General features: G+C 69.4%; 24 protein-coding genes. 7 read left to right on the top strand and 17 right to left on the bottom strand.

What is annotated here, in order from left to right:
- Positions 1-58: 58 nt before the first annotated feature.
- The 3 genes from AB0O65_RS09295 to AB0O65_RS09285 are packed head-to-tail and all read right to left on the bottom strand — an operon-like array spanning position 59 to position 3,539.
- Entirely contained in the window at positions 59-871 is an 813-nt protein-coding gene (locus AB0O65_RS09295; RefSeq protein ID WP_143187152.1) for a bifunctional allantoicase/(S)-ureidoglycine aminohydrolase, read from the bottom strand.
- Positions 868-2,133 (bottom strand): aldolase, encoded by a 1,266-nt coding sequence (locus AB0O65_RS09290; protein WP_363384372.1) that lies wholly within the window; start codon positions 2,131-2,133, stop codon positions 868-870. The genes AB0O65_RS09295 and AB0O65_RS09290 overlap by 4 nt, the downstream gene beginning before the upstream one ends.
- Positions 2,134-2,138: 5 nt before the next feature.
- Positions 2,139-3,539 carry an NAD-dependent malic enzyme gene (locus AB0O65_RS09285; RefSeq protein ID WP_191712499.1) on the bottom strand — a complete coding sequence of 467 codons (1,401 nt, stop codon included), beginning with the start codon at positions 3,537-3,539 and terminating at the stop codon, positions 2,139-2,141.
- Positions 3,540-3,733: 194 nt separating this feature from the next.
- Between AB0O65_RS09285 and AB0O65_RS09280 the strand changes: the two genes are divergently transcribed.
- Both AB0O65_RS09280 and AB0O65_RS09275 read left to right on the top strand, forming a co-directional pair.
- Positions 3,734-4,501, top strand: a complete 768-nt coding sequence (locus AB0O65_RS09280; RefSeq protein ID WP_071641979.1) for an IclR family transcriptional regulator — start codon at positions 3,734-3,736, stop codon at positions 4,499-4,501.
- Between the two features lie 22 nt (positions 4,502-4,523).
- Positions 4,524-5,273, top strand: a complete 750-nt coding sequence (locus tag AB0O65_RS09275; protein ID WP_313480623.1) for an SDR family oxidoreductase — start codon at positions 4,524-4,526, stop codon at positions 5,271-5,273.
- 37 nt (positions 5,274-5,310) lie between these two features.
- Here AB0O65_RS09275 and pucL read toward each other — a convergent pair whose 3' ends face one another.
- The 5 genes from pucL to AB0O65_RS09250 all read right to left on the bottom strand — a co-directional run bounded on the left by pucL (position 5,311) and on the right by AB0O65_RS09250 (position 8,605).
- Complete coding sequence (gene pucL, locus AB0O65_RS09270) at positions 5,311-6,204, bottom strand: factor-independent urate hydroxylase (RefSeq protein WP_313480621.1); 894 nt, start codon at positions 6,202-6,204, stop codon at positions 5,311-5,313.
- Between the two features lie 9 nt (positions 6,205-6,213).
- On the bottom strand, positions 6,214-6,555 hold the full coding sequence (uraH, locus tag AB0O65_RS09265) for a hydroxyisourate hydrolase (protein WP_204974850.1): 342 nt from the start codon (positions 6,553-6,555) through the stop codon (positions 6,214-6,216).
- Positions 6,556-6,566: 11 nt separating this feature from the next.
- A complete protein-coding gene (gene uraD, locus AB0O65_RS09260; protein ID WP_313480618.1) occupies positions 6,567-7,055 on the bottom strand; it encodes a 2-oxo-4-hydroxy-4-carboxy-5-ureidoimidazoline decarboxylase in 489 nt (162 codons plus the stop codon).
- A 179-nt stretch (positions 7,056-7,234) separates the two neighbouring features.
- Entirely contained in the window at positions 7,235-7,702 is a 468-nt protein-coding gene (gene bcp / locus AB0O65_RS09255; protein WP_204974852.1) for a thioredoxin-dependent thiol peroxidase, read from the bottom strand.
- Between the two features lie 45 nt (positions 7,703-7,747).
- A complete protein-coding gene (locus AB0O65_RS09250) occupies positions 7,748-8,605 on the bottom strand; it encodes an aldolase/citrate lyase family protein (RefSeq protein ID WP_071641968.1) in 858 nt (285 codons plus the stop codon).
- Between the two features lie 299 nt (positions 8,606-8,904).
- Here AB0O65_RS09250 and AB0O65_RS09245 point away from each other — a divergent pair, with 299 nt between their 5' ends.
- From AB0O65_RS09245 to allB, 3 genes are all read left to right on the top strand, one after another.
- Positions 8,905-10,350 carry an NCS1 family nucleobase:cation symporter-1 gene (locus AB0O65_RS09245; protein WP_239528468.1) on the top strand — a complete coding sequence of 482 codons (1,446 nt, stop codon included), beginning with the start codon at positions 8,905-8,907 and terminating at the stop codon, positions 10,348-10,350.
- Between the two features lie 23 nt (positions 10,351-10,373).
- Positions 10,374-11,099 carry an aspartate/glutamate racemase family protein gene (locus tag AB0O65_RS09240; RefSeq protein ID WP_071641964.1) on the top strand — a complete coding sequence of 242 codons (726 nt, stop codon included), beginning with the start codon at positions 10,374-10,376 and terminating at the stop codon, positions 11,097-11,099.
- Positions 11,100-11,168: 69 nt separating this feature from the next.
- Entirely contained in the window at positions 11,169-12,566 is a 1,398-nt protein-coding gene (gene allB, locus AB0O65_RS09235; protein WP_071641959.1) for an allantoinase AllB, read from the top strand.
- Positions 12,567-12,627: 61 nt separating this feature from the next.
- On the opposite strand, the gene AB0O65_RS09230 is transcribed toward allB, so the two are convergent.
- The gene (locus AB0O65_RS09230; RefSeq protein ID WP_071641957.1) at positions 12,628-13,596 is read right to left on the bottom strand and encodes a helix-turn-helix domain-containing protein; all 969 of its coding nucleotides are present in this window, start codon (positions 13,594-13,596) and stop codon (positions 12,628-12,630) included.
- Between the two features lie 99 nt (positions 13,597-13,695).
- Between AB0O65_RS09230 and AB0O65_RS09225 the strand changes: the two genes are divergently transcribed.
- On the top strand, positions 13,696-13,839 hold the full coding sequence (locus AB0O65_RS09225) for a hypothetical protein (protein ID WP_177243799.1): 144 nt from the start codon (positions 13,696-13,698) through the stop codon (positions 13,837-13,839).
- 26 nt (positions 13,840-13,865) lie between these two features.
- On the opposite strand, the gene AB0O65_RS09220 is transcribed toward AB0O65_RS09225, so the two are convergent.
- Positions 13,866-15,044, bottom strand: a complete 1,179-nt coding sequence (locus tag AB0O65_RS09220) for a glycosyltransferase (protein WP_256221023.1) — start codon at positions 15,042-15,044, stop codon at positions 13,866-13,868.
- A gap of 94 nt (positions 15,045-15,138) precedes the next feature.
- Between AB0O65_RS09220 and AB0O65_RS09215 the strand changes: the two genes are divergently transcribed.
- Positions 15,139-15,723 carry a hypothetical protein gene (locus AB0O65_RS09215; protein ID WP_313480611.1) on the top strand — a complete coding sequence of 195 codons (585 nt, stop codon included), beginning with the start codon at positions 15,139-15,141 and terminating at the stop codon, positions 15,721-15,723.
- A 69-nt stretch (positions 15,724-15,792) separates the two neighbouring features.
- Here AB0O65_RS09215 and AB0O65_RS09210 read toward each other — a convergent pair whose 3' ends face one another.
- The 7 genes from AB0O65_RS09210 to AB0O65_RS09180 form a co-directional block, all read right to left on the bottom strand.
- Entirely contained in the window at positions 15,793-17,424 is a 1,632-nt protein-coding gene (locus tag AB0O65_RS09210) for a fucose isomerase (RefSeq protein WP_225211055.1), read from the bottom strand.
- A gap of 25 nt (positions 17,425-17,449) precedes the next feature.
- A complete protein-coding gene (locus AB0O65_RS09205) occupies positions 17,450-18,937 on the bottom strand; it encodes an FGGY family carbohydrate kinase (protein WP_313480609.1) in 1,488 nt (495 codons plus the stop codon).
- Positions 18,938-19,060: 123 nt separating this feature from the next.
- The gene (locus tag AB0O65_RS09200) at positions 19,061-20,038 is read right to left on the bottom strand and encodes a LacI family DNA-binding transcriptional regulator (protein WP_191712489.1); all 978 of its coding nucleotides are present in this window, start codon (positions 20,036-20,038) and stop codon (positions 19,061-19,063) included.
- A gap of 62 nt (positions 20,039-20,100) precedes the next feature.
- Positions 20,101-20,970, bottom strand: a complete 870-nt coding sequence (locus AB0O65_RS09195) for a dihydrodipicolinate synthase family protein (protein WP_071641945.1) — start codon at positions 20,968-20,970, stop codon at positions 20,101-20,103.
- Positions 20,967-22,595: a tripartite tricarboxylate transporter permease gene (locus AB0O65_RS09190; RefSeq protein ID WP_071641943.1), complete on the bottom strand. Its 1,629-nt coding sequence runs from the start codon at positions 22,593-22,595 to the stop codon at positions 20,967-20,969. The genes AB0O65_RS09195 and AB0O65_RS09190 overlap by 4 nt, the downstream gene beginning before the upstream one ends.
- On the bottom strand, positions 22,592-23,134 hold the full coding sequence (locus tag AB0O65_RS09185) for a tripartite tricarboxylate transporter TctB family protein (protein ID WP_071641941.1): 543 nt from the start codon (positions 23,132-23,134) through the stop codon (positions 22,592-22,594). Before AB0O65_RS09185 ends, AB0O65_RS09190 begins: the two co-directional genes overlap by 4 nt.
- A gap of 58 nt (positions 23,135-23,192) precedes the next feature.
- Positions 23,193-24,149, bottom strand: a complete 957-nt coding sequence (locus tag AB0O65_RS09180) for a tripartite tricarboxylate transporter substrate binding protein (RefSeq protein WP_363384357.1) — start codon at positions 24,147-24,149, stop codon at positions 23,193-23,195.
- Between the last annotated feature and the right edge of the window lie 108 nt (positions 24,150-24,257).

Raw genomic sequence — 24,257 nt, 5'->3', positions numbered from 1 at the left:
CCCGCCGGGTGCCCGACGGGTGCGTTCGCTCGTCACCGGCACGGCCGGCGTGACCGGCTCAGGTCAGCTTGATCTGGCGGTTCATGTCCTTGTACAGCAGGTAGCGGAAGTCGCCAGGGCCCCCGGCGTAGCAGGCCTGCGGGCAGAACGCGCGCAGCAGCATGTAGTCACCGGCCTCGACCTCGACCCAGTCGCCGTTGAGGTGGTAGACGGCCTTGCCCTCGAGCACGAACAGACCGTGCTCCATGACGTGCGTCTCGGCGAACGGGATCGATCCGCCCGGCTTGAAGGTGACGATGTTCACCTGCATGTCGTGCGCCATGTCGCTCGAATCGGCGAAGCGGGTGGTGAGCCACGCGTCGGTGCCCACCATCGGGGTGGGCTCGATGTCCTGGTCGCGGGTGACGAAGGATGCCGGTGCGTCGACGCCCTCGAGCCACTCGTACGCCTTGCGGATCCAGTGGAAGCTGGTGATCTCGTCGCCCTCGTTCTTCAGCGACCAGTCCGCACCGGGCGCGAGGAAGGCGTAGCCGCCCTCTTCCAGCACGTGCGTCTCGCCGTCGAGGGTGAGGGTGAGCTTTCCGGTGGTGACGAAGATGACGCCCTCGACACCGGCCTCGGGCTCGGGCTTCGCGGCCTCCCCACCGGGGGAGATCTCGACGATCAGCTGCGAGAAGGTCTGCGCCGAGCTCGGGGTGGGCTTGGCGATGATCCAGGCGCGGGTGTTGCTGAACCCGGGCAGGCTGCTGGTGACGATGTCGCGCAGCACGCCCTTCGGGATCACCGTGTACGCGAGCTTGACGATCGCGCGGTCGGTGAGCAGGTCGGTCTGCGGCGGCAGACCGCCGGTCGGGGTGTAGTAGGACATCAGGCCTCCTTGGTGACGAGTTTCGGGTGTGCGAGCCTGGTCAGCTCTGCGGGCGAGGCGCCGGTCGACGAGCGCACCTCGTCTTCGGTGAGCGCGCCGCACTCCAGGCCGCGAACGACGAAGCGGGCGAGAGCGCGCGCGGTGGCGGGCTCGTCCATGATCGTCGCATCGCTGCCGTGCAGGTAGTTGTCGAGCCGGCGCGCGGCCGCCTCGAATCCCTCGCGGTAGAACGCGTAGGTCGCGAGGTACCGGGTGGGCAGATGGTTGGCGTGCAGATCCCAGCCCTGGTAATAGCCGCGCTCGAGCGAGCGCCGCACCAGGCGGGCGTGCAGCTTCCAGGCATCCGCCGCCTTCTCGCCGACGGGGATGACGTTGGTCGACCCGTCCGAGAGCCGCACGCCGGTCTCGGCGACGGCGACCTGCATGACCTGCTTGGCGTAGTCGGCGGCCGGATGCTCCATCGACTGGTACGCGGCGGCGATCTGCAGCGAGGCGCTGTAGTCGTAGGTGCCGTAGTGCAGCGCCGAGATGCGTCCCGCACCGTGATGCAGCAGCGTGGCGACGGGGATCGTCCCGTCGGCGGCGACGATGAGCTGCGGCGTCTCCATCTGCACCTCGAAGCGCAGGCGACCGGATGCCAGGCCCAGGCGCTCCTCGAAGCGCTCGCAGAGCGCGACGCACGCCAGGACCTGCGCGACGGTGGTCACCTTCGGCAGGGTGAGGATCAGTCCGTCCGGCAGGGGGCCGGCGGCGGCGAGGGTGGTGACGAAGCGGTCGAGCGTGCGGATGCCGCGGCGCCTGGTCGGTGCCTCGAAGCACTTGAACCGGATGCCGATGAACGGCGTCGCGGTGCCTGCGGCGACGGCCTCGGCCACGCGCTCGGCGGCGAGGATGGCGTCTGCGTCCTCCTCGTCGTCATCGCGGGTGCCGTAGCCGTCCTCGAAGTCGAGACGGAGGTCTTCGACGGGCTCGCGGCGCAGCTTGGCATCCACCAGCGGAGCCAGCTGGTCGGCGAGGTGACCCAGCCCGACCGACGCGGCGAGCGCGGCCGTGCCGCCGGCCGCCTCGACGGCCGCGATCGCGTCCGCTCCGAGGCGGGCCGGCAGGTCCCGGTCGAAGCGGTCGGCCGGCACGTACAGCGTGTGCACGGGCTGACGGCTGCCGTCATCGCCGGGGTAGGAGCCCGAGAGGAGTGCGTCGGTCTGCGCGAGGCTCGCGTCGATGTCTGCGAAGTCGTCTTCGCGCAGCGATGTGTTGGCTGACACCCGGCTCACTCCTTGTCTGCGGCGGCCGACTCGACGACCCGGACGATGGCGTCGGCGACGGCGCCGGCGACCAGCGGGTCGAACACGCTCGGGATGATGAAGCTCGCGTTGAGCTCATCCTCTTCGACGCGCGACGCGATGGCGTATGCCGATGCGACCAGCATAGGTGCGGTGATGTCGGACACGCCCGCGTCGAGCAGCCCGCGGAAGACGCCGGGGAAGGCGAGCACGTTGTTGATCTGGTTGGGGAAGTCGCTGCGACCGGTGGCCACGATGGCGGCGTGCTTGGACGCCACGACGGGGTCGACCTCGGGGGTCGGGTTGGCCATCGCGAACACGATCGCGTCATCCGCCATCGCGGCGATGTCGGCCTCGTCGAGCACGTTCGGAGCGCTCACGCCGATGAACACGTCTGCGCCGACCATGGCCTCCTTCAGGGTGCCCTGGAAGCCGCGCGGGTTGGTGGTCGCGGCGATCTCGCGGCGGTGCGCGTCGGCGTACTCGACACCGGCGACGATCGCGCCGTCGCGCCCGCAGGCCACGATGTCCTTCGCGCCCTCGGCGAGCAGCAGCTGGATGATCGCGTTGCCCGCGGCTCCGACGCCGGAGACGACGATGCGGATGTCCTCGATCGTCTTGTTCACGACCTTGAGGGCGTTGACGAGGGCGGCGAGGGTGACGATCGCGGTGCCGTGCTGGTCGTCGTGGAAGACGGGGATGTCGAGCTCTTCGCGCAGCCTGGCCTCGATCTCGAAGCAGCGGGGAGCGGCGATGTCCTCGAGGTTCACGCCGCCGTAGACGGGGGCGATCGCCTTGACGATGCTGATGATCTCCTCGGTGTCCTTGGTGTCGAGGCAGACCGGCCACGCGTCGACGTTCGCGAACTGCTTGAACAGGGCGGCCTTGCCCTCCATGACGGGCAGTGCGGCCTCGGGACCGATGTCGCCCAGGCCGAGCACGGCGGTGCCGTCGGTGACCACGGCGATCGTGTTGCGCTTGATGGTGAGGTTGCGGGCCTTGCTCTTGTCCTCGGCGATGGCCATGCAGACCCGCGCGACGCCGGGGGTGTAGGCGCGCGAGAGGTCGTCGCGGTTGCGCAGCGGCACGCTGGGCACGACCTCGAGCTTGCCGCCGAGGTGCATGAGGAAGGTGCGGTCGCTGACCTGGCGCACGTGCACGCCGTCGAGTGCCTCCACGGCGTCGCGGATGCGGGTGGCGTGCTCGTCGTCGATCGTGTTGCAGGTGAGGTCGACGACGATGGAGGTCGGGTGCGACTCGACGACGTCGAGAGCGGTGATGGCGGCACCGGCGGATGCCGCGGCGGCGGCGAGCTCGCTGGTGACGCTGAAGTTCGAGGGAGCGTCGATACGCAGTGTGATCGAGTTACCGGGACCGGGGTTGGCCATGTTTCCTCTTCCCTGAGGTGCGCCGCGCGCATCCGCGCCGACTCACATTTGCTTGTGGACTTCTTCGTGCTTTCGCATCGTGGATACTTGTATCTATCTTACGAAAGTACGATGCAATCAACGATGAGGGATCACGCAGGATTTTCGCTCGCTCTTCTCGCATGATGGAATCGTCGGGTACCTAGGAGGACCTCATGGCCGAAAGCAAGACGCCGCGCAGCAGCGGATCCGGAGTCCAGTCCGTCGAGCGGGTGTTCGAGCTGCTCGAGCTGGTCACCGACGCCGGCGGCGACGTCACCCTCAGCGAGCTGGCATCGTCGACCGATCTGCCGCTGCCCACCATCCACCGCCTGCTGCGCACCCTGGTCTCGCTGGGGTACGCGCGTCAGCTGCCCAACCGCCGCTACGCGCTCGGGCCCCGGCTGATCCGCATCGGCGAGGGCGCGTCGCGCCAGTTCGGCGCCCTGGCGCGCCCGCAGCTGAAGACCCTCGTCGACGAGCTGGGCGAGAGCGCGAACATGGCGGTGCTCGACGGCAACATGATCGTGTACGTCGCCCAGGTGCCCTCGCTGCACTCGATGCGCATGTTCACGGAGGTCGGCCGGCGCGCCCACATGCACGACACCGGTGTCGGCAAGGCGATCCTCGCCCAGCTGCCCGACGACACCGTGCGCGGCATCGTCGCCCGCGCGGGCATGCCGACCCCGACGGAGTTCAGCATCGGCGACGTCGACGAGCTCATCGCCGAGCTCGACCGCATCCGCGAGCGCGGGTACGCGATCGACGACCAGGAGCAGGAGATCGGCGTGCGCTGCTTCTCGATGGCCGTCCCCGACGCACCGACCCCCACGGCCGTGTCGGTCTCCGGTCCGATCTCGCGCGTCGACGAGGCGTTCGGCGAGCGCGCCGTGCCCAAGCTGCGCATCGCCGCGCAGGCGATCAGCGCCGAGCTGGCATCCTGACGGCGGATCGGGGAGCGATCTGATGACGAACGGACGCGTCGCCGTGGTCACCGGTGCGGGGTCGGGCATCGGCCGCGCCGTGGCAGCGGCCATGCTCGAGGCCGGGTTCCGGGTGGCTCTCGCCGGTCGGAGGGCGGATGCCCTGCAGCAGAGCGCCGACGGGCATCCGAACGCTCTCGTCGTGCCCACCGACATCACCGTGCCCGCCGAGGTGGACGCGCTGTTCGCCCGCGTCGTGGCCGAGTGGGGCCGCGTGGATGTGCTGTTCAACAATGCGGGGATCTTCGGCCCTGTGGCATCCGCCGCCGACGTCGACCCCGTCGAGTGGCAGCGGACGATCGATGTGAACGTGACCGGCGCTCTGCTGTGCGCAGGAGCCGCGATGCGCACGATGATCGCGCAGCGGCCGTCGGGCGGCCGCATCATCAACAACGGGTCGATCTCGGCCCAGGTCCCGCGACCGCTCTCGGTCGCGTACGCGGTGAGCAAGCACGCCATCACCGGCCTGACGAGATCCATCGACCTGGACGGGCGCCCGCACGGCATCAGCTGCGGCCAGATCGACATCGGCAACGCGGCGACGCAGATCATGTCGGAGATCGGGGTGGGATCCGGCGCCCTGCAGCCCGACGGCTCGCGCCTGGTCGAGCCGACCTTCGACGTCGCCGACGCCGCGCGGGCTGTGCTTTTCATGGCGCAGCTGCCGCCCGAGGCGAACATCTCGGCGCTGACGGTCACCGCTGCGGGGATGCCGTTCGGCGGCAGGGGCTGACGGGGTCAGCAGCCGGCCGAACGGTATCCGGCGCGGATCAGCAGAAACCGGCGATGCCGTCCCACGACCAGTGGTCGGTGTCGGCGCCCTCGCGGAGGAACGACGCCTCGATCAGGCCGTACGGGCGGTCGGCGGCGTAGAACACCTCGTTGGGGTTCTCCAGGCCGAACGGCGACAGGTCGACCACGAAGTGGTGGCTGTTCGGGGTCGAGAAGCGGATCTCGTCGATCTCGGGGTGCGCTTCGAGGACGGCCTCGGCCATCTCCTTCAGCGTGTGCTGCAGGGCGTACGAGTAGTTGCGCGAGAACCCGGCGAGCAGCAGGCGGCGCACGTCCGCGAAGACCTCGTTGAAGTCGATGTCGGTGCGGTTGTAGCGCCACTTGGCGGTGACGGAGGTGGCGAGGATGCGGTCCTCGGTCTCGGCCAGGGTCGTGTACTTGTCCTTCGGGTACCCGACGAAGCCGCTCTGCGTCGACTTCAGGACCTTGAGGTCCTGCAGGCCGGCGATGACCACCGTGTCGTCGCCGTCGATCTGCACCACCGAGGTGCGGGTCTCGGTGCCGCCGCGGACGAACGAGTGGTCGTGCTCGCCGGCGTCGCCCTGGATGCGCTGCCAGGTGTACTGCTCGGCCTCCCAGCGACCGCCGGTGATCCAGTCGAACTCGCCCGTGAAGTGGCGGCCGAGGCGGAGCAGGAACTCCTCGGGGCTGCCGACGCCGTCCTTGGCGAAGGCGTACACCGTGTTCTTCTGCGTGTCGGTCGGGACGACGTGCTCGTTGTTGCCCTCGAAGTGGGCGCTGTCGAGGTCGCCGCGCAGCTGCGACGTGACGTTGAGGTCCTCGATCTCGTGACGGGCGGTGTCGCGCGTGACCCGGACGACTCGGACCTCGGCCTTGCCGTACTGGTTCTTGCCCAGAATGATGTTGGTCATGATTTCTACTCAGCTTCCTCGGTAAGTGGAATAGGCGAACGGGCTCAGCAGCAGCGGCACGTGATAGTGCGCCTGCTCAGCGTCGACCTGGAAGGTCAACACCACCTCCGGGAAGAAGGTGTCCGTGTCGATGCCGGCGAAGTAGGCCGCCGTGTCGAACCGGAGTCGGTACGCACCGCTCTCCAGCCGCTCGGGGCCCAGTTCTTTCACCCGCCCGTCAGCATCTGTGGATCCTGAGCCGATCGCGACCCACTCGTCGCCCTGACGGGCTTCGAGCGCGACCGCGACGTCGGGCGCGGGGCGCCCGACCGAGGTGTCCAGGATGTGGGTGGTCACGTGGGAAACGCTCATGTCGCGCTCCTTCAGCTCTCGAGGGCTCCGGCCAGGCGCAGCGCCGCGATCTCGCGCAGCTGCTGGTCGACCACGACGAGCTCCTGTTCGGGGGTGTTGCCCAGCCGCTCCTGCAGCCGGGCGAGGATCTCTTCCGCCGAGCGTCCGGCGGCGCGCACCAGGTACACGCGGTCGAACCGCTGCTCATAGGCCTTGTTGCCCTCGGCGAGCCGCGCTGCGGTGTCGGCGTCGACGCCCGGCTGCTCCTTGCGTGAGAGCGCTGCCTCGGCGGTCTCGCCCTGGGGGCGCTCGCCGATACGAGGGTGGTGCGCCAGGGCGCCGTCGATCTCGGCCTCGGTGAGCGGGGCTGCGACGGTGGCGGCTGCGGCCGCGACCTCGTCGATGCTCTGGTACGGCCGGCCGTCGACGATCCCATCGATCCAGCGAGCGATGTCGAGCGCCGGCTTCACGACGGCGACGGCTTCTTCGCGAGCGGCCACATTGAAGTTCTCGAGCAACATCTTCGATCCTCAAGCAGATGCTGGCATCCGGCGCGAAGGCTATACGGAAACCCCTGACGGAGTCTTCACGAGAAGGTTACTTCCGTATGCCGGAACTGTTATTTCAGCATGTGTAAGTATTGTGCGGGCCGCCGGAGTCGTTTGTCAACATCCCCGGCGACCCTTTTCACATTGTGGAGTCAGACTCCGAGTTCTGCGCGCAGACGGGCCACGTGACCCTCTGCATCCACACCATATTCTGCCCGCTGCACGACGCCCTCGCCGTCGAGGACGAAGGTCGAGCGGATCACGCCCTCGAACGTGCGGTCGCCGACCGTCTTCTCGCCCCACACGCCCCACGCCTTGGCGACCGCGGCGTCCCTGTCGGCGAGCAGCGGGAAGGTGAGGTGCTCGGCTTCGGCGAACGATCGGATCTCCTCGACCGAGTCCGGCGAGACGCCGATGACCGCGTAGCCGGCGGCGTCGAGAGCCGAGAGGCTGTCGCGGAAGTCGCAGGCCTCGGTGGTGCAGCCGGGGGTGGCCGCCTTCGGGTAGAAGTAGACCACCACGTTGCGGCCCCGGTAGTCGGCGAGCGAGGTGGTGCGGCCCTCGGCGTCGGCGAGGGCGAAATCGGGCGCCGTGCTGCCGGCGGTGAGCTTGTCGGTCATGATGACTCCGTTCTGTTCGGGGATGGATGCTGGGTCGCGGCGCTGTCAGCGCGCGACGGGGAGCACGTCGAAGGCCTCGGCGAGCTGCATGATCTTGCGGGCCCGGCCGAGGCGGGGCAGATCGCTGCCGTCTCGCACGATCCGCCCGCGGGCGTCGAAGTCGGCGAGGAACTCGTGTGCCCACTCGACGTCGGTGCGGGTGGGGCTGATGACCTCGTTGACGACGGGGGCCTGGTCGGCCGAGAGGCAGAGCTTCCCGGTCATGCCCATCGAGACGGTGGTGGCCGACTGCTCGCGCAGGATGGGATGGCTCGATCCGACCGTGGGACCGTCGATCGGACCGGGCAGGCCGCCGACCCGGCTCGAGATGACCAGGCGGGCACGCGGATAGGCCATGGCCTCGCGATCGGCCGACATGCCCGTGTCGCGGCGGAAGTCACCGCTTCCGAAGGCGAGGCGGAACACGCCCTTGGCCCGGGCGATCTCACTGGCGTTCTCGATTCCGATGGCCGACTCGACCAGCGCCACGATCGGGACACGGGCGCCGAGACGGTTGTAGGTGTCCATGACCTGACCCCCGAGCTCGGTCTTGGCGAGCATCACGCCCTGCAGACCCGGCGCCGTGCGCAGCTCCTCGATGTCGTCGGCCCAGTAGTCGCTGCCGGCGTCGTTGATGCGCACCCAGGCACGACCGCCCTCGCTCAGCCATCGCACCACATCGGCGCGGGCCGACTCCTTCTTGCTGGCGTCAACGGCATCCTCGATGTCCAGCACGACGGCGTCGGCGTGCGAGGCCGCCGCGGCGTCGAAGGTCTCGGGACGCGTGGCAGCCACGAGCAGCCACGAACGCGCGAGTTCGGGGGCGATCTCGCGTCGCGTAGTAGAGGTGAGTGAAGCGTTCATGCCAGTTCCGATCAACGAAAATCAAGTTCTGCTATACGAAAAGTCTAACGCGAGGGGTCACCCCGCGCCACAGCCCCGGAGTCCACTTGACAGGCGAGCCGCGCTGTGTTCGAATAACGTACTACGAAAGAATACTTTCGCAATACGAAATACCGGGGCAGAATCACATGCTCCACTCATTCCCGACGGCGTAGTCCGGATATTGGAGTCCCGCAATGGCAACCGAAGAGTACGCGCATCCGCGCAGCCGCGCTTCTGAAGGTCTCGACGAGGCCCCTTCGGGGACTTTCGCCGTTCAGATGGGTCTGAGCCCCCGTCTCTACAACAGCGACCTCGCGCCGACCACCCGTGAAGGGCGGCACTGGAGCGCCTACAGCATCTTCGCACTGTGGGCGAACGACGTGCACAGCCTCGGCAACTACGTCTGGGCGATCGGGCTCTTCTCGCTCGGCATGAGCGGCGGCGCGATTCTGGGGTCGCTGGCGTTCGGCGCCCTCTTCCTCTTCCTGCTCCTCACCCTGTCGGGATTCATGGGCGAGAAGACGGGTGTTCCGTTCCCCGTCATGAGCCGCATCTCCTTCGGCATCTACGGCGCGCAGATCCCCGCACTCCTGCGAGGCGGCGTCGCCATCGCCTGGTTCGGCATCCAGACGTATCTCGCCTCCCAGGTGCTGCAGGTCGTGATCATCGCTCTCCTCCCGGGCGCAGCCGCGTGGCAGCAGGGCTCGTTCCTCGGACTGTCGGGCCTCGGCTGGCTGACGTTCCTCGTGCTCTGGGTGCTGCAGTCGATCATCGTCAGCTACGGCATGGAGATGATCCGCAAGTACGAGGCCTTCGCCGGCCCCGTCATCCTCGCGACCTTCGTCGCACTCGCCGTCTGGGTCCTCGTCCAGGCCGACTTCCAGATCTCGTGGACGAACGACTCACCCCTGCAGGGAGCCGACCTCTGGCTGCACATGCTCGGCGGCGCATCGGCCTGGGTCGCCATCTACGGCACGTTCGTGCTCAACTTCTGCGACTTCACCCGCGGCGCCAGGTCCAAGAAGTCGATCGTGAAGGGCAACTTCTGGGGCATCCCGATCAACATGCTCTTCTTCGGCACCGTCGTCGTGGTGCTCGCGGGCGGCTCGTTCACGATCAACGGCGTCGCGATCGCCTCCCCCGCCGACGTCGTCGCCGCGATCCCGAACACCCTGCTGCTCGTGCTCGCCTCGCTCGCGCTGATCGTGCTCACGATCGCCGTGAACCTGATGGCGAACTTCGTCGCCCCGACGTACGCGCTCACCAACCTGTTCCCGCGGCACCTGAACTTCCGCAAGGCGGCGCTGCTCTCGGCGGTCATCGGCCTCGTGATCCTGCCGTGGAACATGTACAACTCGCCCGTCGTGATCGGCATCTTCCTGAACGGTCTCGGCGCTCTGCTGGGCCCGCTGTTCGGCATCATCATGGTCGACTACTGGCTCATCAAGAAGCAGCGCATCAACGTGCCCGAGCTCTACTCCGAGCACGTGACCGGCGAGTACTACTACGCCCGCGGCTTCAACCCGCGAGCCGTGATCGCCCTCGCCATCTCGGGTACCATCGCCCTGCTGCTGACCTTCGTGCCCGCCTTCCAGGTCGTGAGCCAGTTCTCGTGGTTCCTCGCCGCCGGTCTCGGCGCCATCGCGTACGGCATCCTCGCCGACCGCCGCGGCCCCTTCGCCGATGTCGAGGGCACCGACATCGCCGTCACCCCCACGCACTGATCGACAGCGAACGGAGAACACCCATGCGCATCCTGGTTGCGAACGTCAACACCACCCAGACGATGACCGACGGCATCGCCGAGGCGGCCCGAGCCGCCGCCTCGGCCGGCACCGAGATCATCGGCCTCACGCCGGACTTCGGGGCCGACTCGTGCGAGGGCAACTTCGACAGCTACCTCGCCGCCGTAGGAGTGATGGACAAGGTCGTGCGCTACGAGGGCGAGTACGACGCCGTCATCCAGGCGGGCTACGGCGAGCACGGGCGCGAAGGGCTTCAGGAGCTGCTCGACGTGCCCGTCGTCGACATCACCGAGGCGGCCGCCTCCACTGCGATGTACCTGGGCCGCACCTACTCGGTCGTCACGACCCTCGATCGTGCGGTTCCGCTGATCGAGGACCGCCTGATCCTCGCGGGCCTGCACGATCGCTGCGCGTCGGTGCGCTCCTCGGGGCTCGGAGTGCTCGAGCTCGAGAGCGACCCCGACCGCGCGGTCGAGGCCATCGCCGCCGAGGCGAAGCTCGCCGTCGAGGTCGACCGCGCCGAGGTCATCGTGCTGGGCTGCGGCGGCATGGCCGAGCTGAAGGACCGCATCGTCGAGCTGTGCGGCGTACCCGTCGTCGACGGCGTGCAGGCGGCGGTCGTCGTCGCCGAGGGCCTGGTCAATCTCGGCCTGAAGACCTCCAAGGTGCGTACCTACGCCCCTCCGCGCGCGAAGCGGATCACGGGTTTCCCCGGTCTCGTAGGCTGAGGCCACCCCGCACCCATCACCCCCACAGAACACAAGCCCGGCGGAGCGCCGGCAGAAGGGACGCGCGACATGTCGCACGAGACCGAAGAGCACGACGGGGAATCCGTCTCGCTCGATCCGACCGGCGAGCACTACGACCTCGTCATCCGCGGTGCGCGAGTGCTGACGACCGCGGGCATCCGCCCGCGCGAGGTGGGCGTGCGCGGCGGCGTCATCGTCGCCATGCAGCCGCTCGGCAACAATCTCGCCGGTGACGAGGTCATCGAGCTCGCCGACGACGAGACCCTGATCCCCGGCCTGGTCGACACACACGTGCACGTCAACGAGCCCGGCCGCACCGAGTGGGAGGGCTTCGCCTCCGCCACTCGCGCGGCCGCCGCCGGCGGCGTGACGACCATCATCGACATGCCGCTGAACAGCATCCCGCCGACCGTCAGCGTCGACGCGCTCGAGACCAAGCGCGAGGCCGCTCGCGGCCAGACCCACGTCGACGTGGGCTTCTGGGGCGGGGCGATCCCGGGCAACACGGCCGACCTGCGCCCGCTGCACGACGCCGGCGTGTTCGGCTTCAAGAGCTTCCTGCTGCACTCGGGTGTCGACGAGTTCCCCCCGCTCGACCCCGATGAGCTCGAGACGGACATGCGCGAGCTCGCCACCTTCGACTCGGTGATGATCGTGCACGCCGAGGACTCCCGTGCCATCGACCGTGCACCCCAGCCCGAGGGCGACGACTACGGCAAGTTCCTGGCCTCGCGTCCCCGTGGTGCCGAGAACCTCGCCATCGCCGAGGTCATCGAGCGCGCGCGCTGGACGGGCGGGCGGGCGCACATCCTGCACCTGTCTTCGTCTGACGCGCTGCCCATGCTGCGCAGCGCCAAGCGCGACGGGCTCAAGCTCACCGTCGAGACCTGCCCGCACTACCTGACGCTGACGGCCGAGGAGATCCCGCACGGCGCGACCGCCTTCAAGTGCTGCCCGCCGATCCGCGAGGCCGGCAACCGCGAGCAGCTGTGGCAGGGACTCGAAGACGGCACGATCGACTTCATCGTGTCGGATCACTCCCCCTCGACGCTCGACCTCAAGGACCTCGAGAACGGCGACTTCGCGGTTGCATGGGGCGGCGTCGCATCACTGCAGCTCGGCCTGTCGCTGATCTGGACCGAGGCGCGCCAGCGCGGACTGTCGCTCGAGACCGTCGTCGGCTGGATGAGCGAGCGCCCCGCGCAGTTCGCCGGCCTCACCGGCAAGGGACGCATCGCCCCTGGATACGACGCCGACTTCTCGATCTTCGCCGCCGACGACGCCTACGTGGTCGACGTCAAGAAGCTGCACCACAAGAACCCGCTCACCCCGTACCAGGGCAAGGCGCTCGCGGGTGTCGTGCGCAGGACGTGGCTGCACGGCGAGGTCATCGACTTCGAGAACGCCCGCGGTCGTCTGCTGCGCCGTGGCATGACCAACGCCTGAGCGCTCGAGCTGAGGTCGACAGAAGAGGTTCCCGCCGTCCGGCGGGAACCTCTTCTCCGTCTCAGGCGGGCATCAGCTCGTCCCGGCACGAGAAGCGCGCCCGGTAGGCGGTCGGCGTCGTGCCGAGAACCCGGGCGAAGTTCTGTCGCAGGATGGCCGCCGAGCCGAACCCGCTCTCTTCTGCGATGCGGTCGAGCCCGAAGTCGGTGCGCTCGAGCATTCGCTGCGCGCTGATCACCCGCTGGCGGGTCAGCCACGCGGCGGGCGTCGCCCCGAACTCGGCCTTGAACCGCCGCGCGAAGGTGCGCGCCGACATGTGCGCGTGGTCGGCCAGCTGGTCGACCGAGAGATCGTCGTGCAGGTTCTGCACCGCCCAGTCGGCCACGGATGCCAGCGACCCGCCCACATCGACCGGCAGCGGGCGGTCGATGTACTGAGCCTGACCGCCGTCGCGCTGCGGCGGCACGACCATGCGGCGCGCGATGCGCCCGGCCATCTCGGCGCCGAGCTCGATGCGCAGCAGGTGCAGGCACGCGTCGATGCCCGCGGCGGTCCCGGCGCTGCTGATGATGCGGCCGTCCTGCACGAAGAGCACGTCGGGATCGACGTCGATGAGCGGATACATCTCGGCCAGGGTGTGCGCGTACATCCAGTGGGTCGTCGCACGGCGTCCGTCGAGCACGCCGGCGGCGGCGAGCGCGAAAGAGCCGCTGCAGACGCTCATCACCCAGGCATCCCGTTCGACGGCCGACCTCGCCAGATCGATCAGCCTCGGATCCACATTCGTCCACTGACTGCGCGGCATGGGGCAGAAGATCACGAGGTCGGCCTCGTGGGCGAAGCTGAGGTCGTGCTCGACCTCGACCGCGAATCCGATCTTCGAGCGCACCAGCCCCGGCTCGGGGGCGACGACGCGGAAGTCGAAGTTCGGCACGCCGTCGTCCGCGCGATCGAGGCCGAAGGCCTCGCACGCGACGCCGAACTCGAACGGCGCGAAGCCGTTGTCGATAACGCAGGCGACGGTCTTCATCGGGGCTCTTCTCATGCGGTGGATGCTTGGCGGCAATCCTACGCATGATGACCTGTCTGCCACTAGTGGCAGTTCTGAACCGATCGTAGCGTTACTGCCATGTTCATCGTCATCATCATCGGCGCGCTGGCCCTCTGGGGTGCGGCGGCCACCATCGCCGAGCTCCGCCGCGACGGATTCCGTGCGACTCCGACCGACTGGGCGCGCGTCGCCGAGAACGACCGCACCGTTCCGACACGCTGACCCTGCCCGGGCATCCGGCGCCGAGCTCAGGCGGGCAGCGGCTCGTCGCGGTAGAGCGCCTCGAAGGTGTCGAGCGTGCGATTGATGTCGTGCACGGCCACGCCGTCGAGCGAGGCGCGCTGCATCCGCTCGTACTCCGCCGGCGACGCGGTCAGCACCTGCGTCAGCTTGGCGGCGAGGTCGTCGACGTCGCCCGGCTCGAAGAGGTGGCCGTTCTCGCCGTCGTGCACGAGGTGCGGCAGCGCGACGGCGTTCGCTCCGACGATCGGCAGGGCGGATGCCATGGCCTCCATCGTCACGATCGACTGCAGCTCGGCGATCGACGCGATCGCGAACACCGATGAGCGCGAGTACAGCTCGCGCAGCTGCTCGTCGGTCACCCGGCCGTGGAAGGTCACCCGATCCTCGATGCCCAGCTGGACGGTGAGGGCCTCCAGAGCCTTGCGCTGATCACCGCCGCCGGCGATGTCGAAGTGCACGTCGAGGGCCGGATCGAGGGCCGCGACCGCGCGCAGCACGACGTCGACCTGCTTCTCGCCCGTGAGGCGTCCGACGAACAGGATGCGGTTGCGCTCCCGCGGGGCGATCACGGGGTCGTAGTTGCGTCGGTCGATCCCGCAGCTGATCGGCACGACGCCCCGGATGTCGATCGTGCGCTCGAGGAAGTCGGCCGCCCGGCGCGTGGGCGTGGTCACCGCGCGCGTCATCTCGAAGGTGCGCTTGGCGTCGGCCCACGCGAACTTCAGCACGACGTCGTCGATGAACTTCGGGAACGTGGTGTGATCGAGGATGTTCTCGGCCATCACATGATTCGTCGCGACGACGGGGATGCCCCGCTGGTGGGCGATGCGGGTGAGTCCGCGTCCGATGATGATGTGCGACTGGATGTGCACGATGTCGGGCTGCACCTCGTCGAGCACCGTGCGCGCCCAGTGCTTCGAGCGCCACGGCCAGACGAAGCGCACCCAGTCGTGCGGCAGCCAGCGCAGGGCCGGCAGGCGGTGCATCGTCATGGGCTCGCCCTCGATCACCTCGGTGTGCGCGGGCGAGCGACGGTACGCGGTGTTCGGCGCGACGACGTGCACGTCGTGGCCGCGCTGCACGAGGCCGGCGGCGAGGCGCTCGGCGAAGCGCGCGGCTCCGTTGATGTCGGGCGCGAACGTGTCGCAGCCGATGAGGATCTTCAGGGGGCGTCCGGAGGTCACGGGAAGTCTGCTGCCTATCTCTAGCTCTGGGCGCCCGTCACTCTACCCGAGGGCACTGTGCCATCCGGGGAGGCGGGCCGCGTAGCGTGGGGTCATGCGCCTGATCTCCTCCGCCGACCGCGCCCTGTGGATCCCCGTCACCGGCTCGCTGGGATTCCGCGGCCGCCGGCATCGCAAGGCCGCCATCCGGATGCTGATGGCGCAGGCGGGCACGGGACTGGGGCGCGAGACGCTGCCCGGCGCCCGTCTCGGCAGCTGGCTGGCGAGCCAGGCGATCCCCTTCGCCATGCGCAAGGCCGATGGCCGCGTGCTCGCGTGGACATGGAAGGCCGAGCCCGAGCTGGTGGTCGCGATGGCGACCGTGCAGCAACTCACCCCGCAGCTGCGCACCGCGCGCGCCATGATGCCCATGGAGTACGACGACACCGAGGACTTCCGCACCGCGCTCGGCCAGGGCGAGAAGCTGCTGATGCCGTTTCCGGCGAAGCCCGGCGCGCCCGCGTCGGCGACGTACACGTGGGACACCGGCTCCCACCTCGTCACCCTGACGGCGGTGTGCAGCGACCGCGAGCGCTTCGGCACTCTCGAGACCGCGCTGGACGACCTCGCCCGCAGCATCCGGATCGCGGGCGACATCACCGGCGGCGACGCCGACGTGCTTCGTCTGCCGCCCGCATGAGTCCGCGACTCTCCTCGGAGGCAGCCGGCGACGCCCCCTGTGGAGGGCACCGCCTGCCCGGGCCGAGGGTCAGATGCGAACGTCGCCGACGAGGTTGACCTTGATGCCGATGCCGTCGAGCATCGCGGCCTTCGCGATCAGCGCCTTGTCCGCCGTCTCGGCGTCGGGTGCGTAGACGAGCTGCGCGTGGTTGGCCTTGTGCCTGGCCATGAACTGGTCGCGGCTCTGCCCGTGCAGCACGACGTGCGCGATCGGCCACTCGGGGTTCGTCGCATCCTTGCGGCGTTGCGTCTCGGCATCCGGCAGCTCGATGACCGAGGCGCGGAAGATGTCGGCCTGCAGGATGCCGTCGGCGATGAACACCCGGCTGAGCACCACCTCGCCGGGCTTCGAGACGCCGTTGATCGTCGCCCCGCCGGCGGGGAAGAACACGTGACCCTGACGCCATCCCTCGGCCTGGTCCCAGCCGCCGAGGTGCGATGCGGGCACCGAGCCCGAGATCTCGTACGCCCACACGAAGTCGCCGTCGTAATCGTCGCCCCAGCGCACGTCGTGCAGGGTGTTGTCGGGCACCAGACCCATCGCGCGCCACACCCGGTCGGTGATCAGCGCGTCGACCGCGACCCCCTCGTCGGCCTCGTTGAAGTGCGGGAACGCACGCCCCTCGTGCAGCACGCGCGAGCCGTCGCGGCTGGTGACGGGAGGACGCTCGGTGGAGTTCAGGATGCCCTCGGCGAGGTCGGAGGCCGGAACCAGGTCCTTCAGCCCCTGCTGGTACTGGATGCCGACGGCGTCGAGCCCGAAGTCGTCGGCGATCCGCAGTGCGGCGATGTACATCTTGAGCTGCCACTGCACCTGCTCGCGGGTGAGCTCGGTGGCGGCGTCCTGACCGAAGTGGAAGGTCATGCCGTGCTCGACGAGCCAGTCGAACGCCGCGTCGGCCTCGGCGTCCTTCACCTGCAGCATCTCGGCGTACAGGGCCGACTGCGACAGACGCTCCTTGTAGATGCCGGTGGCGTTGAGCAGCTCGTCGTCGAAGATCGCGTTGTACATGCCCATGCAGCCCTCGTCGAACACGCCGATGATGGCCTTGTCGGCGAGCAGCTGCGCGGCGAGCGCCTCGCCGAGCTGCCTCTCGGGGCTCTCGGGCAGTGCCGGCAGCGGACGCACGTGCGACGCGTCGTGCGTGATCGCGCCGGTCTCGGTCCACTCCCGGATGCCCGCGGTGAACCAGTCGTCGGTGAAGTCGACCGACCACGTGGTCGCGTACGGCTTGCCCATCTTCGTCAGGCCGGCGTTGAGACCGAGCAGTCCCACCAGGCCAGGCCAGTCACCGGCGAAGTTGGCGACGGTGAGGATCGGCCCCTGGTGGGTGCGGAGCCCTGCGAGAACGTGGTGGGAGTACTGCCAGTTGGCGATCGCGACGATCAGCGGGGCGTCGACGGGGATGCCCTTGAACACCTCCAAGCCCATGCGCTGGCTGGAGATGAAGCCGTGACCGGTGGCCGGGTCGACGTCGAAGGCGCGGATGACCGTCCAGCCCAGGCCGTCGAACACGCGGGTCACCCCCTCCTCGAGGGCGACCTGGGTGGGCCAGCCGCCGACGTTGGCGGACTCGCGCAGGTCGCCTGAGGTGATCAGGTACGCGGTCTTCGGCGCGGACCGGGGACGCTCGACGGGGGCGGGGAGGGTGTAGCTCATGATGTTCTCCGATGCGTGGATGGGGTCAGGCGCCGCGGTGCACGGCGGCGAGTTCGTGGACGACCTGCTTCGAGCCCTCGTAGAGGCGCACGTAGCGGTCGAAGAGGGCGTCGTAGAGATCGCGCAGCACGGGATCCGGGGTGATCCGCTCGGCGATCGGGTTCCAGTCGCCGATCGCCGGCTGGGCGCCGGGAGCGCCCACCGCGTCGGCGGCGAGGAAGGCCGCGCCGTAGCTGGCGCCGATGGTGGTGGCCGGCACCTCCTGCACGAGACCGGTGACGTCCGAGACGATCTGCAGCCAGAGCCGGCCCTGAGTGCCGCCTCCGACGGCGACGATGCGGCGGATGTCCGCCCCGGCGGCGCGCATCGTCTCGACGTTGTGGCGCACGCCGAGGGCGGTGGCCTCGAGTGCCGCGCGGTAGAGGTCGCCCCGGGTGTGCTCCAGGGTGAGCCCGGCGATCACCCCGCGCGCGTCGGGGTCCTGGATCGGTGTGCGCTCACCGGCGAAGTACGGCAGCATCAGCAGGCCGCGGGCGCCGGGTCCCGATGCCTCGGCCTCGGCGAGGAGCTGCGGGTAGTCGGCATCCGTGAGGTCCTTGAGCCAGGCCGTGAGCGCGCCCGAGGTCGACAGCCCGCCGGCGAGGTTGCGGGTGCCGGCGAAGGCTCCGGCCGTGGTCCACATCGAGGGCGTGCGCAGCGTCTGCGCACCGGTGGCGATGAGGAACATCGTCGTGCCGTACATGAGCATGAGGTCGCCGCTCTCGTGCGCGCCGACGCTGACCGCCTCCGTCCAGGCGTCGATGGTGCCGGTGATGACGGGCGTTCCGGGCGGGATGCCCGTGGCCGCGGCAGCTTCGGCGGTGACCTCGCCGGCGATGTCACCGGCCCAGGTGAGGCGGGGCGGCTCGAGGCGCTCGGCGTAGCGCTGCCACCACGGCGCGTGCCAGCGCTCGTTCTCGATGTCGTACAGCGGCGAGGTCTGGCTGGCGGACTGGTGATCGAGCACGTACGCGCCGGTCAGCCGGTGGGCCAGCCACGACGCCGGCATGAACAGGCGCGTCGCGCGCGCCCAGGCCTCGGGCTCCTCCTCGGCGACCCACGCGATCTTCGCGCCGGCGGCCTGCGAGGTGAGCACCGAGCCTCCGACACGGGTGATCTCGTCGACGCCGAGCTCGGCTGTCATCCGGGCGATCTGTGCGGTGGAGCGGGTGTCGACGCCGTACAGGATCGCGGGGCGCACCGGCAGGTCGTCGGCGTCGGTCAGCAGCACGCACGGACCCATGCCGCTGACGCCGACGGCGACGATCTCGGTATCCGGCACGGTGGCGATCAGCTCCTGCGCGATGCTAAGGAACTCGTCCCACCAGATGCCGGCGTCCATCTCCACCCACCCAGGGCGGGGCCGGTCCACCGTGTGCGCCCGCGTCGTCGACGCGAGGATCGTGCCGTCCTCGGCGACGAGGACGCCCTTGGTGCTCGACGTTCCCACGTCGACTCCAAGCGTGCCGCGCATGGCATCCTCCTCGATCGCTGGGTTCGTCGCTCAGTCTATGCGAAATCGATTTCATCCAACAGATCACGAGTCGTCTGCCGCCGTTCACGGGGGCGGTCCGCGGTTCGCGGGGCGGTCCGGCGCTCAGGGGGCGGGCTCAGCCGACAGCAGCTCGCCGCCCAGCACCACCGTGCGCGCCTGCTGGCGGTCACCGTCGATCCGCGCGAGCAGCATCCGCGCGGCCGTGACGCCCATCTCCCTGGCGGGCAGGCGCACGACGCTCACCACCGAGGGCGAGAGCGTCGTGAAGGGCAGCGACCCGATCACCGCGACGCCCAGGCGCGGCGGGGTCAGCCCGTGCTCGGTGAGCACCTGGATCGCACCGACGCCGATGAGGTTGTTGCCGGCGACCACGGCATCCGGCGGCTCGGGCAGCCGAAGCAGCTCCTCCATCGCCGCGCGCCCGCCGTCGACGCGGAACGTCGAGAACCGCAGCAGCTCGTCCGGCGCCGCCCGCCCCGCGTCGCGGTGCGCCTGGCGCCACCCCTGTGCACGCTCGGCGGCGGTCTCGATGTTCTCGGGTCCGCCGATGTAGGCGACCCGGTCGTGCAGCTGCAGCATGTGAGCGGCGGCGATCCGGCCCGCCTCGCGGTTCGCCATCATCACCCCGTCGATCTCGCGCCCGGTGCGGCGATCGACCGCCACGACGGGACGTCCGGTCGCGAGCACCTCGTCGATGTCAGGGTCATCCGACGCCGCGGCGAGGATCACTCCCGACATGTTCTCGGCCATCGCGATGCGCAGGTAGGTCGACTCCTTCTCGGTCTGGGAGTCGGAGTTGCACAGCACGACCGAGTACCCGGCCGTGCTGGCCACGTCCTCCACGCCGCGCGCCATCTCGGTGAAGTACGGGTTCTCGATGTCGGGGATGATCAGGGCGATGACCTCGGAGCTCTGCCGACGCAGCGTGCGGGCGGCCCGGTTCGGCGTGAACCTCAGCTCGGCGGCGGCTCGGCGCACGGCCTCCGTCTTCTGCGGCGACACGCTCGTGCCGTTGAAGACGCGCGAGACGGTCGCCGGCGAGACGCCGGCGAGCCGCGCGACGTCGTAGATCGTGGCCACGTCTCCCCCTACGGCTGGATACGCACACCCTACCGCGTGGCTGAAACCGATTGCAGTCTGCGTCAGGCGTGCGCGCCCACGACTCGGGCGACCGCGGCCCTGGCCGCGGCGTCCGGCTCGTCCAGCGCCATCCGGCAATGCGCATCGGCGACCCCGAGCACCCGGTAGCCCTCTTTCATGCGCGCCATGTCGCCGCCGATCCAGGAGACGACCTCGTCGACAGCGGCCTGCGCCGCGGTGATGGCTGCGGGGTCCCCCGCGCGGCCGGCGTCGGCGAGCGCGCGGAACGGCTTGGGCGTCACCGACGACACCCCTGACACGACCCCCTGCGCGCCGGCCTCGACGGCGGCGATGAGATCGCGGTCGGCGCCGGTGTAGAGCTCGAATCCGTCCGGCACCACGGCGCGGTAGGCGGCCAGCTCGTCGAGCGAGAGCTCACTGACCTTGGCCCCGACGACGTTGGGCAGCTGCGCCAGGCGCACCAGCAGGTCCGGAGAGACGGGGTTGCCGCTGCGCGCAGGGTAGATATAGACATACAGGCGGCCGTCGCCGACGGCATCCGACACCTGACGGAAGTACTCCACGACGGCGTCGTCCGACGCGCGCAGGTAGTACGGCGTCAGGGCGGCGAACTCGGTCGCGCCGCGGGAGCGGGCGATGCCCACCAGCCGCACGGCCTCGAACGCGCTCGGTCGGCCGACGTGCACGACCACCCGCATCCGCCCCGCGAGCTCGGCCAGCGCGGCGTCGACCAGAGCGGTGAACTCCTCGACGTCGACCGCCGGGAACTCCCCCGTCGTGCCGAGCACGAAGGCGCCCTCGTTGCCCGACCCCGCCACGTAACGGAAGATGGCCCGCGACCCCTCGAGGTCGAGCGATCCGTCGCGGTGGAACGCGGTGGGGATCGCGGTGAGGATGTCGTAGCGGGTCACTTCTTCTCCTTGGAGTTCTTCTTCTTGGTGATGCTTCGCACGGTCGAGGTCAGCAGCCCCGGATCGGCCGAGAGCTCCTCGCGAGCGTGACTGATCTGCTGCACGCTCTCGGTGTCGAGCACCGAGTCCGCGAATGCGGCGCGCTGCGTGCGGGGCTTGCGGGCCGCCCTGATCGCCGGCATGACGATCGACAGCACGGCCAGCGCGAGCAGGGCGATCGCGATGGGGCTCACCACCTCGAAGAACGGCTTGGTGGGCAGGATCGCGAGCGTGCGGGCGAGGTTCTCCTCGGCGAGCGGACCGAGCAGCAGGCCGAGCACCACCGGCCCCGCGGGCACCTGCATGCGCTTGAGCAGCACTCCCACGACGCCGAACACGAGCATGGTGACGACGGTCGACAGGCTGTTCGAGGTGGCGTACGTGCCGATGACGCAGAACAGCAGGATGCCGCTCCACAGGTACGGCTGCGGCACATCCAGCAGCTTGACCATGCCCCGCATGCGCACGAGGCTGAGCGCGAGCGAGAGCAGCGTGGCGATCAGCATGATGCCGACGATCGAGACGACGAGGTCGGGACGGTTGGTGAACAGTGTCGGGCCGGGCGTGATGCCCCAGATGATCATCGAGCCGATCATCACGGCCATCACGGAGTCGCCCGGGATGCCGAGCGCCATCGTGGTCGTGAGCGATCCGCCGAGCGTCGCGCTGGAGGCGGTGTCGGATGCCGCGACGCCCTCGATCGAGCCCTTGCCGAACATCTCGGGATGCTTCGAGGCCTTGCGCGCCCGCTCCCATCCGATGAGGCCCGCGATGTCGCCACCGGCGGCCGGGATGAGCCCGACGCCGAGCCCCACGGCGCCGCCGACCGCGGTCGCCCGGCCGGACTGCGCGAGCTCCGACCGGTTGGGCCACCAGCGGCCGAGGCTCGAGATCGGTCGCACATGCGACTTGCGGTGCGTGAGCAGCTGGTCGAACAGCTCCGCGATGCCGAAGAGGCCGATGATCACGGCGATGAAGTTGACACCCTCGACGAGCTCGAGCACGCCGAAGGTGAAGCGCTGGTCGGCGGTGGCGGCGTAGGTGCCGACGGTGCCCAGCATGAGTCCGAACAGACCGGCGAGGATGCCCTTGAGCATCGACTTCGAGGAGATGCCGATCATGATCGCGATGCCGAACACGACGAGCGCGAACAGCTCGGGCGATCTGAAGTAGTCGCGGGCGAAGCTCGCGACGGGCACGGCCGCCACCGAGAAGAGCACGAGGGAGGCGAGGATGCCGACCGCCGAGACGATGGCCGAGATGGTGAGGGCCAGACCCGCCCGGCCCTGCTTGGCCATCGGGTACCCGTCGAGCGTGGTCGCGATGGATGCCGGGGTGCCGGGCGTGTTGATGAGGATGGACGGCACCCGGTCGCCGAAGTTGGCGGCGACGTAGATGGTCAGCAGCACCGCCAGGCCCTGCACGGGCTCGAGCGTCATCGTGAACCCGGCAGCGAGGGCGACGGCCATCGTCGCGGTGATGCCGGGGAATGCGCCGACCATGAAGCCGAGCACGAGGCCGACGCCGATGTACAGCACCATCGAGATGTCCAGCAGGGAGCTCACTCCCTCGACGAAGAAGTTCACAGCGGGATCCTCAGGAGCATGCCGAACACGACGTAGACGAACGCCGTGACCGTGACGGAGTAGATGATCAGGCTCACGGGGCGGCGGTGGCCGTAGGCGAGCATGAGGGCGGCCATGAGCAGGCCGGCCGCGATCGGGAACACCTCGACTCGGTAGCCGAAGAGCACCACCGCGCTCAGCGACCATGCGGCGATGAACGCGCCCACGATCGCGAGGGTGAGGATCACCCGGCGCACACCGCCGGGCTGGATGCGCTCGACGTCCTCGCGGGTCGGCGCCGGCCGGGTGAGCGCGATGACGAGCAGGAGGACGGCGACGGCGACGGCGCACGTCCCGAGCACCGTGGGCCAGAACCGGGCATCGATCTGACCGGCGGCCGCCGCCCGGCGCAGCGGCGTCTGCAGCGCGAGGGCGAGGTAGCCGGCGGCGACGGCCAGGGCGACCCCGGCGAACAGCACCTCGATACGGCGCGACGGCGCCGCGCCCTGGTACTCGTCCGCTGCGGTGGCGTCCGCTGCGGGGGTGTCGGTACTCGACATCAGTGCATCCTCTCGAGGGCGCAGGGACCGGGTCGATGACCCGGCCCCTGGGTGCCGCTCAGCCCAGCAGGTCCTTGAACAGGTCGAACTGGTCGTTCACGAACGAGGTCCACTCCGCCGAGTCGCGGTAGACGACGAGGTTGCCGGCGTCCTTCTGGAACTTCTGGTACTCCTCGGAGTCGACGGCCTTCTTGACCGCGTCCTCGAGGGTCTTCTTGACGTCGTCCGGCAGGCCCTTCGGAGTGTAGATGCCGCCCCAGCCGCCGAACTCGACGTCTTCGCCGATCGCCTCGGCGACGGTGGGAACGTCCTCAGCGTCGGGGTGGCGCTCGTCGTTCATGACCGCGAGGATCTTCACGGCGTCACCCTGCGCAAGCGCTTCGCCGAGGCCGGAGACCGCAGCGACGGTCTCGCCCGAGGCGGCGGCACCGACGGCGGTCGCGCCGCCGTCATACGGCACCGGCGAGAAGTCGGCGTTGGCGGCCTTGCCGAGTCCGAGGGTCGCAGCCTCCCAGATCGAGCCGGCACCCGAGTTGGCGACCGTCACCGCGCCCGCCTGAGCCTTCTCGACGAGCGCCTCGAGCGAGTCGATGCCGCTGTCGGCGCCGACCGTGACGACACCGGGCGCCAGCATGATCTGCCCGAGCAGGTCGTACTCCTCGGGCAGCACGGCAGCACCCTGGGTGGTGTTGAGCATCGCGATCTCGACGGGCGCGAAGCCGATCACGTAGCCGTCGGCCTTCTGATTGCCGACGTACTCCATGGCCAGGGCTCCGGCGGCGCCGGGCATGTTCTCGGGGATGACGCTGACGTCGAGGATCTTCTCGAGCTCGGTCGCCAGGGCGCGCGAGGACAGATCGGAGCCGCCGCCCGGGTTGGCCTGGATGATCAGGCGGATGTCCTTCTCGGGGAAGGCCGATTCGGCACCTCCTTCATCGACCTTGGTGCAGCCGGACAGGACGAGCGCGGTTGCGGCGATGGCTGCGGCCGCTCGGGACATGCGGATGCGGGGCATCTTTGCTCCTCGGTGCTGGTCGACCGTGTTGTCGACGTGGCGACAGTAGCATCGTTGACTGTTAACAGTCAACATCATGCGCGGTCAGCACACGCCGATCAATCGCCG

Source organism: Microbacterium sp. NPDC077391, from assembly GCF_040686955.1.
Classification (GTDB): Bacteria; Actinomycetota; Actinomycetes; order Actinomycetales; family Microbacteriaceae; genus Microbacterium; species Microbacterium commune.
Note: the sequence above shows the minus strand (reverse complement) of the source record. Positions and strands in the feature narration are given on the sequence as shown.

Coding starts and splice junctions, on each gene's coding strand:
- AB0O65_RS09185 (WP_071641941.1), bottom strand. CDS start 23,134: ATGTCGAGTACCGACACCCCCGCAGCGGACGCCACCGCAGCGGACGAG.
- AB0O65_RS09215 (WP_313480611.1), top strand. CDS start 15,139: ATGCGCCTGATCTCCTCCGCCGACCGCGCCCTGTGGATCCCCGTCACC.
- pucL (WP_313480621.1), bottom strand. CDS start 6,204: ATGACCAACATCATTCTGGGCAAGAACCAGTACGGCAAGGCCGAGGTC.
- AB0O65_RS09275 (WP_313480623.1), top strand. CDS start 4,524: ATGACGAACGGACGCGTCGCCGTGGTCACCGGTGCGGGGTCGGGCATC.
- AB0O65_RS09245 (WP_239528468.1), top strand. CDS start 8,905: ATGGGTCTGAGCCCCCGTCTCTACAACAGCGACCTCGCGCCGACCACC.
- AB0O65_RS09240 (WP_071641964.1), top strand. CDS start 10,374: ATGCGCATCCTGGTTGCGAACGTCAACACCACCCAGACGATGACCGAC.
- AB0O65_RS09285 (WP_191712499.1), bottom strand. CDS start 3,539: ATGGCCAACCCCGGTCCCGGTAACTCGATCACACTGCGTATCGACGCT.
- AB0O65_RS09205 (WP_313480609.1), bottom strand. CDS start 18,937: ATGCGCGGCACGCTTGGAGTCGACGTGGGAACGTCGAGCACCAAGGGC.
- uraD (WP_313480618.1), bottom strand. CDS start 7,055: ATGTTGCTCGAGAACTTCAATGTGGCCGCTCGCGAAGAAGCCGTCGCC.
- bcp (WP_204974852.1), bottom strand. CDS start 7,702: ATGACCGACAAGCTCACCGCCGGCAGCACGGCGCCCGATTTCGCCCTC.
- AB0O65_RS09225 (WP_177243799.1), top strand. CDS start 13,696: ATGTTCATCGTCATCATCATCGGCGCGCTGGCCCTCTGGGGTGCGGCG.
- AB0O65_RS09280 (WP_071641979.1), top strand. CDS start 3,734: ATGGCCGAAAGCAAGACGCCGCGCAGCAGCGGATCCGGAGTCCAGTCC.
- AB0O65_RS09230 (WP_071641957.1), bottom strand. CDS start 13,596: ATGAAGACCGTCGCCTGCGTTATCGACAACGGCTTCGCGCCGTTCGAG.
- AB0O65_RS09210 (WP_225211055.1), bottom strand. CDS start 17,424: ATGAGCTACACCCTCCCCGCCCCCGTCGAGCGTCCCCGGTCCGCGCCG.
- AB0O65_RS09180 (WP_363384357.1), bottom strand. CDS start 24,149: ATGCCCCGCATCCGCATGTCCCGAGCGGCCGCAGCCATCGCCGCAACC.
- uraH (WP_204974850.1), bottom strand. CDS start 6,555: ATGAGCGTTTCCCACGTGACCACCCACATCCTGGACACCTCGGTCGGG.
- allB (WP_071641959.1), top strand. CDS start 11,169: ATGTCGCACGAGACCGAAGAGCACGACGGGGAATCCGTCTCGCTCGAT.
- AB0O65_RS09250 (WP_071641968.1), bottom strand. CDS start 8,605: ATGAACGCTTCACTCACCTCTACTACGCGACGCGAGATCGCCCCCGAA.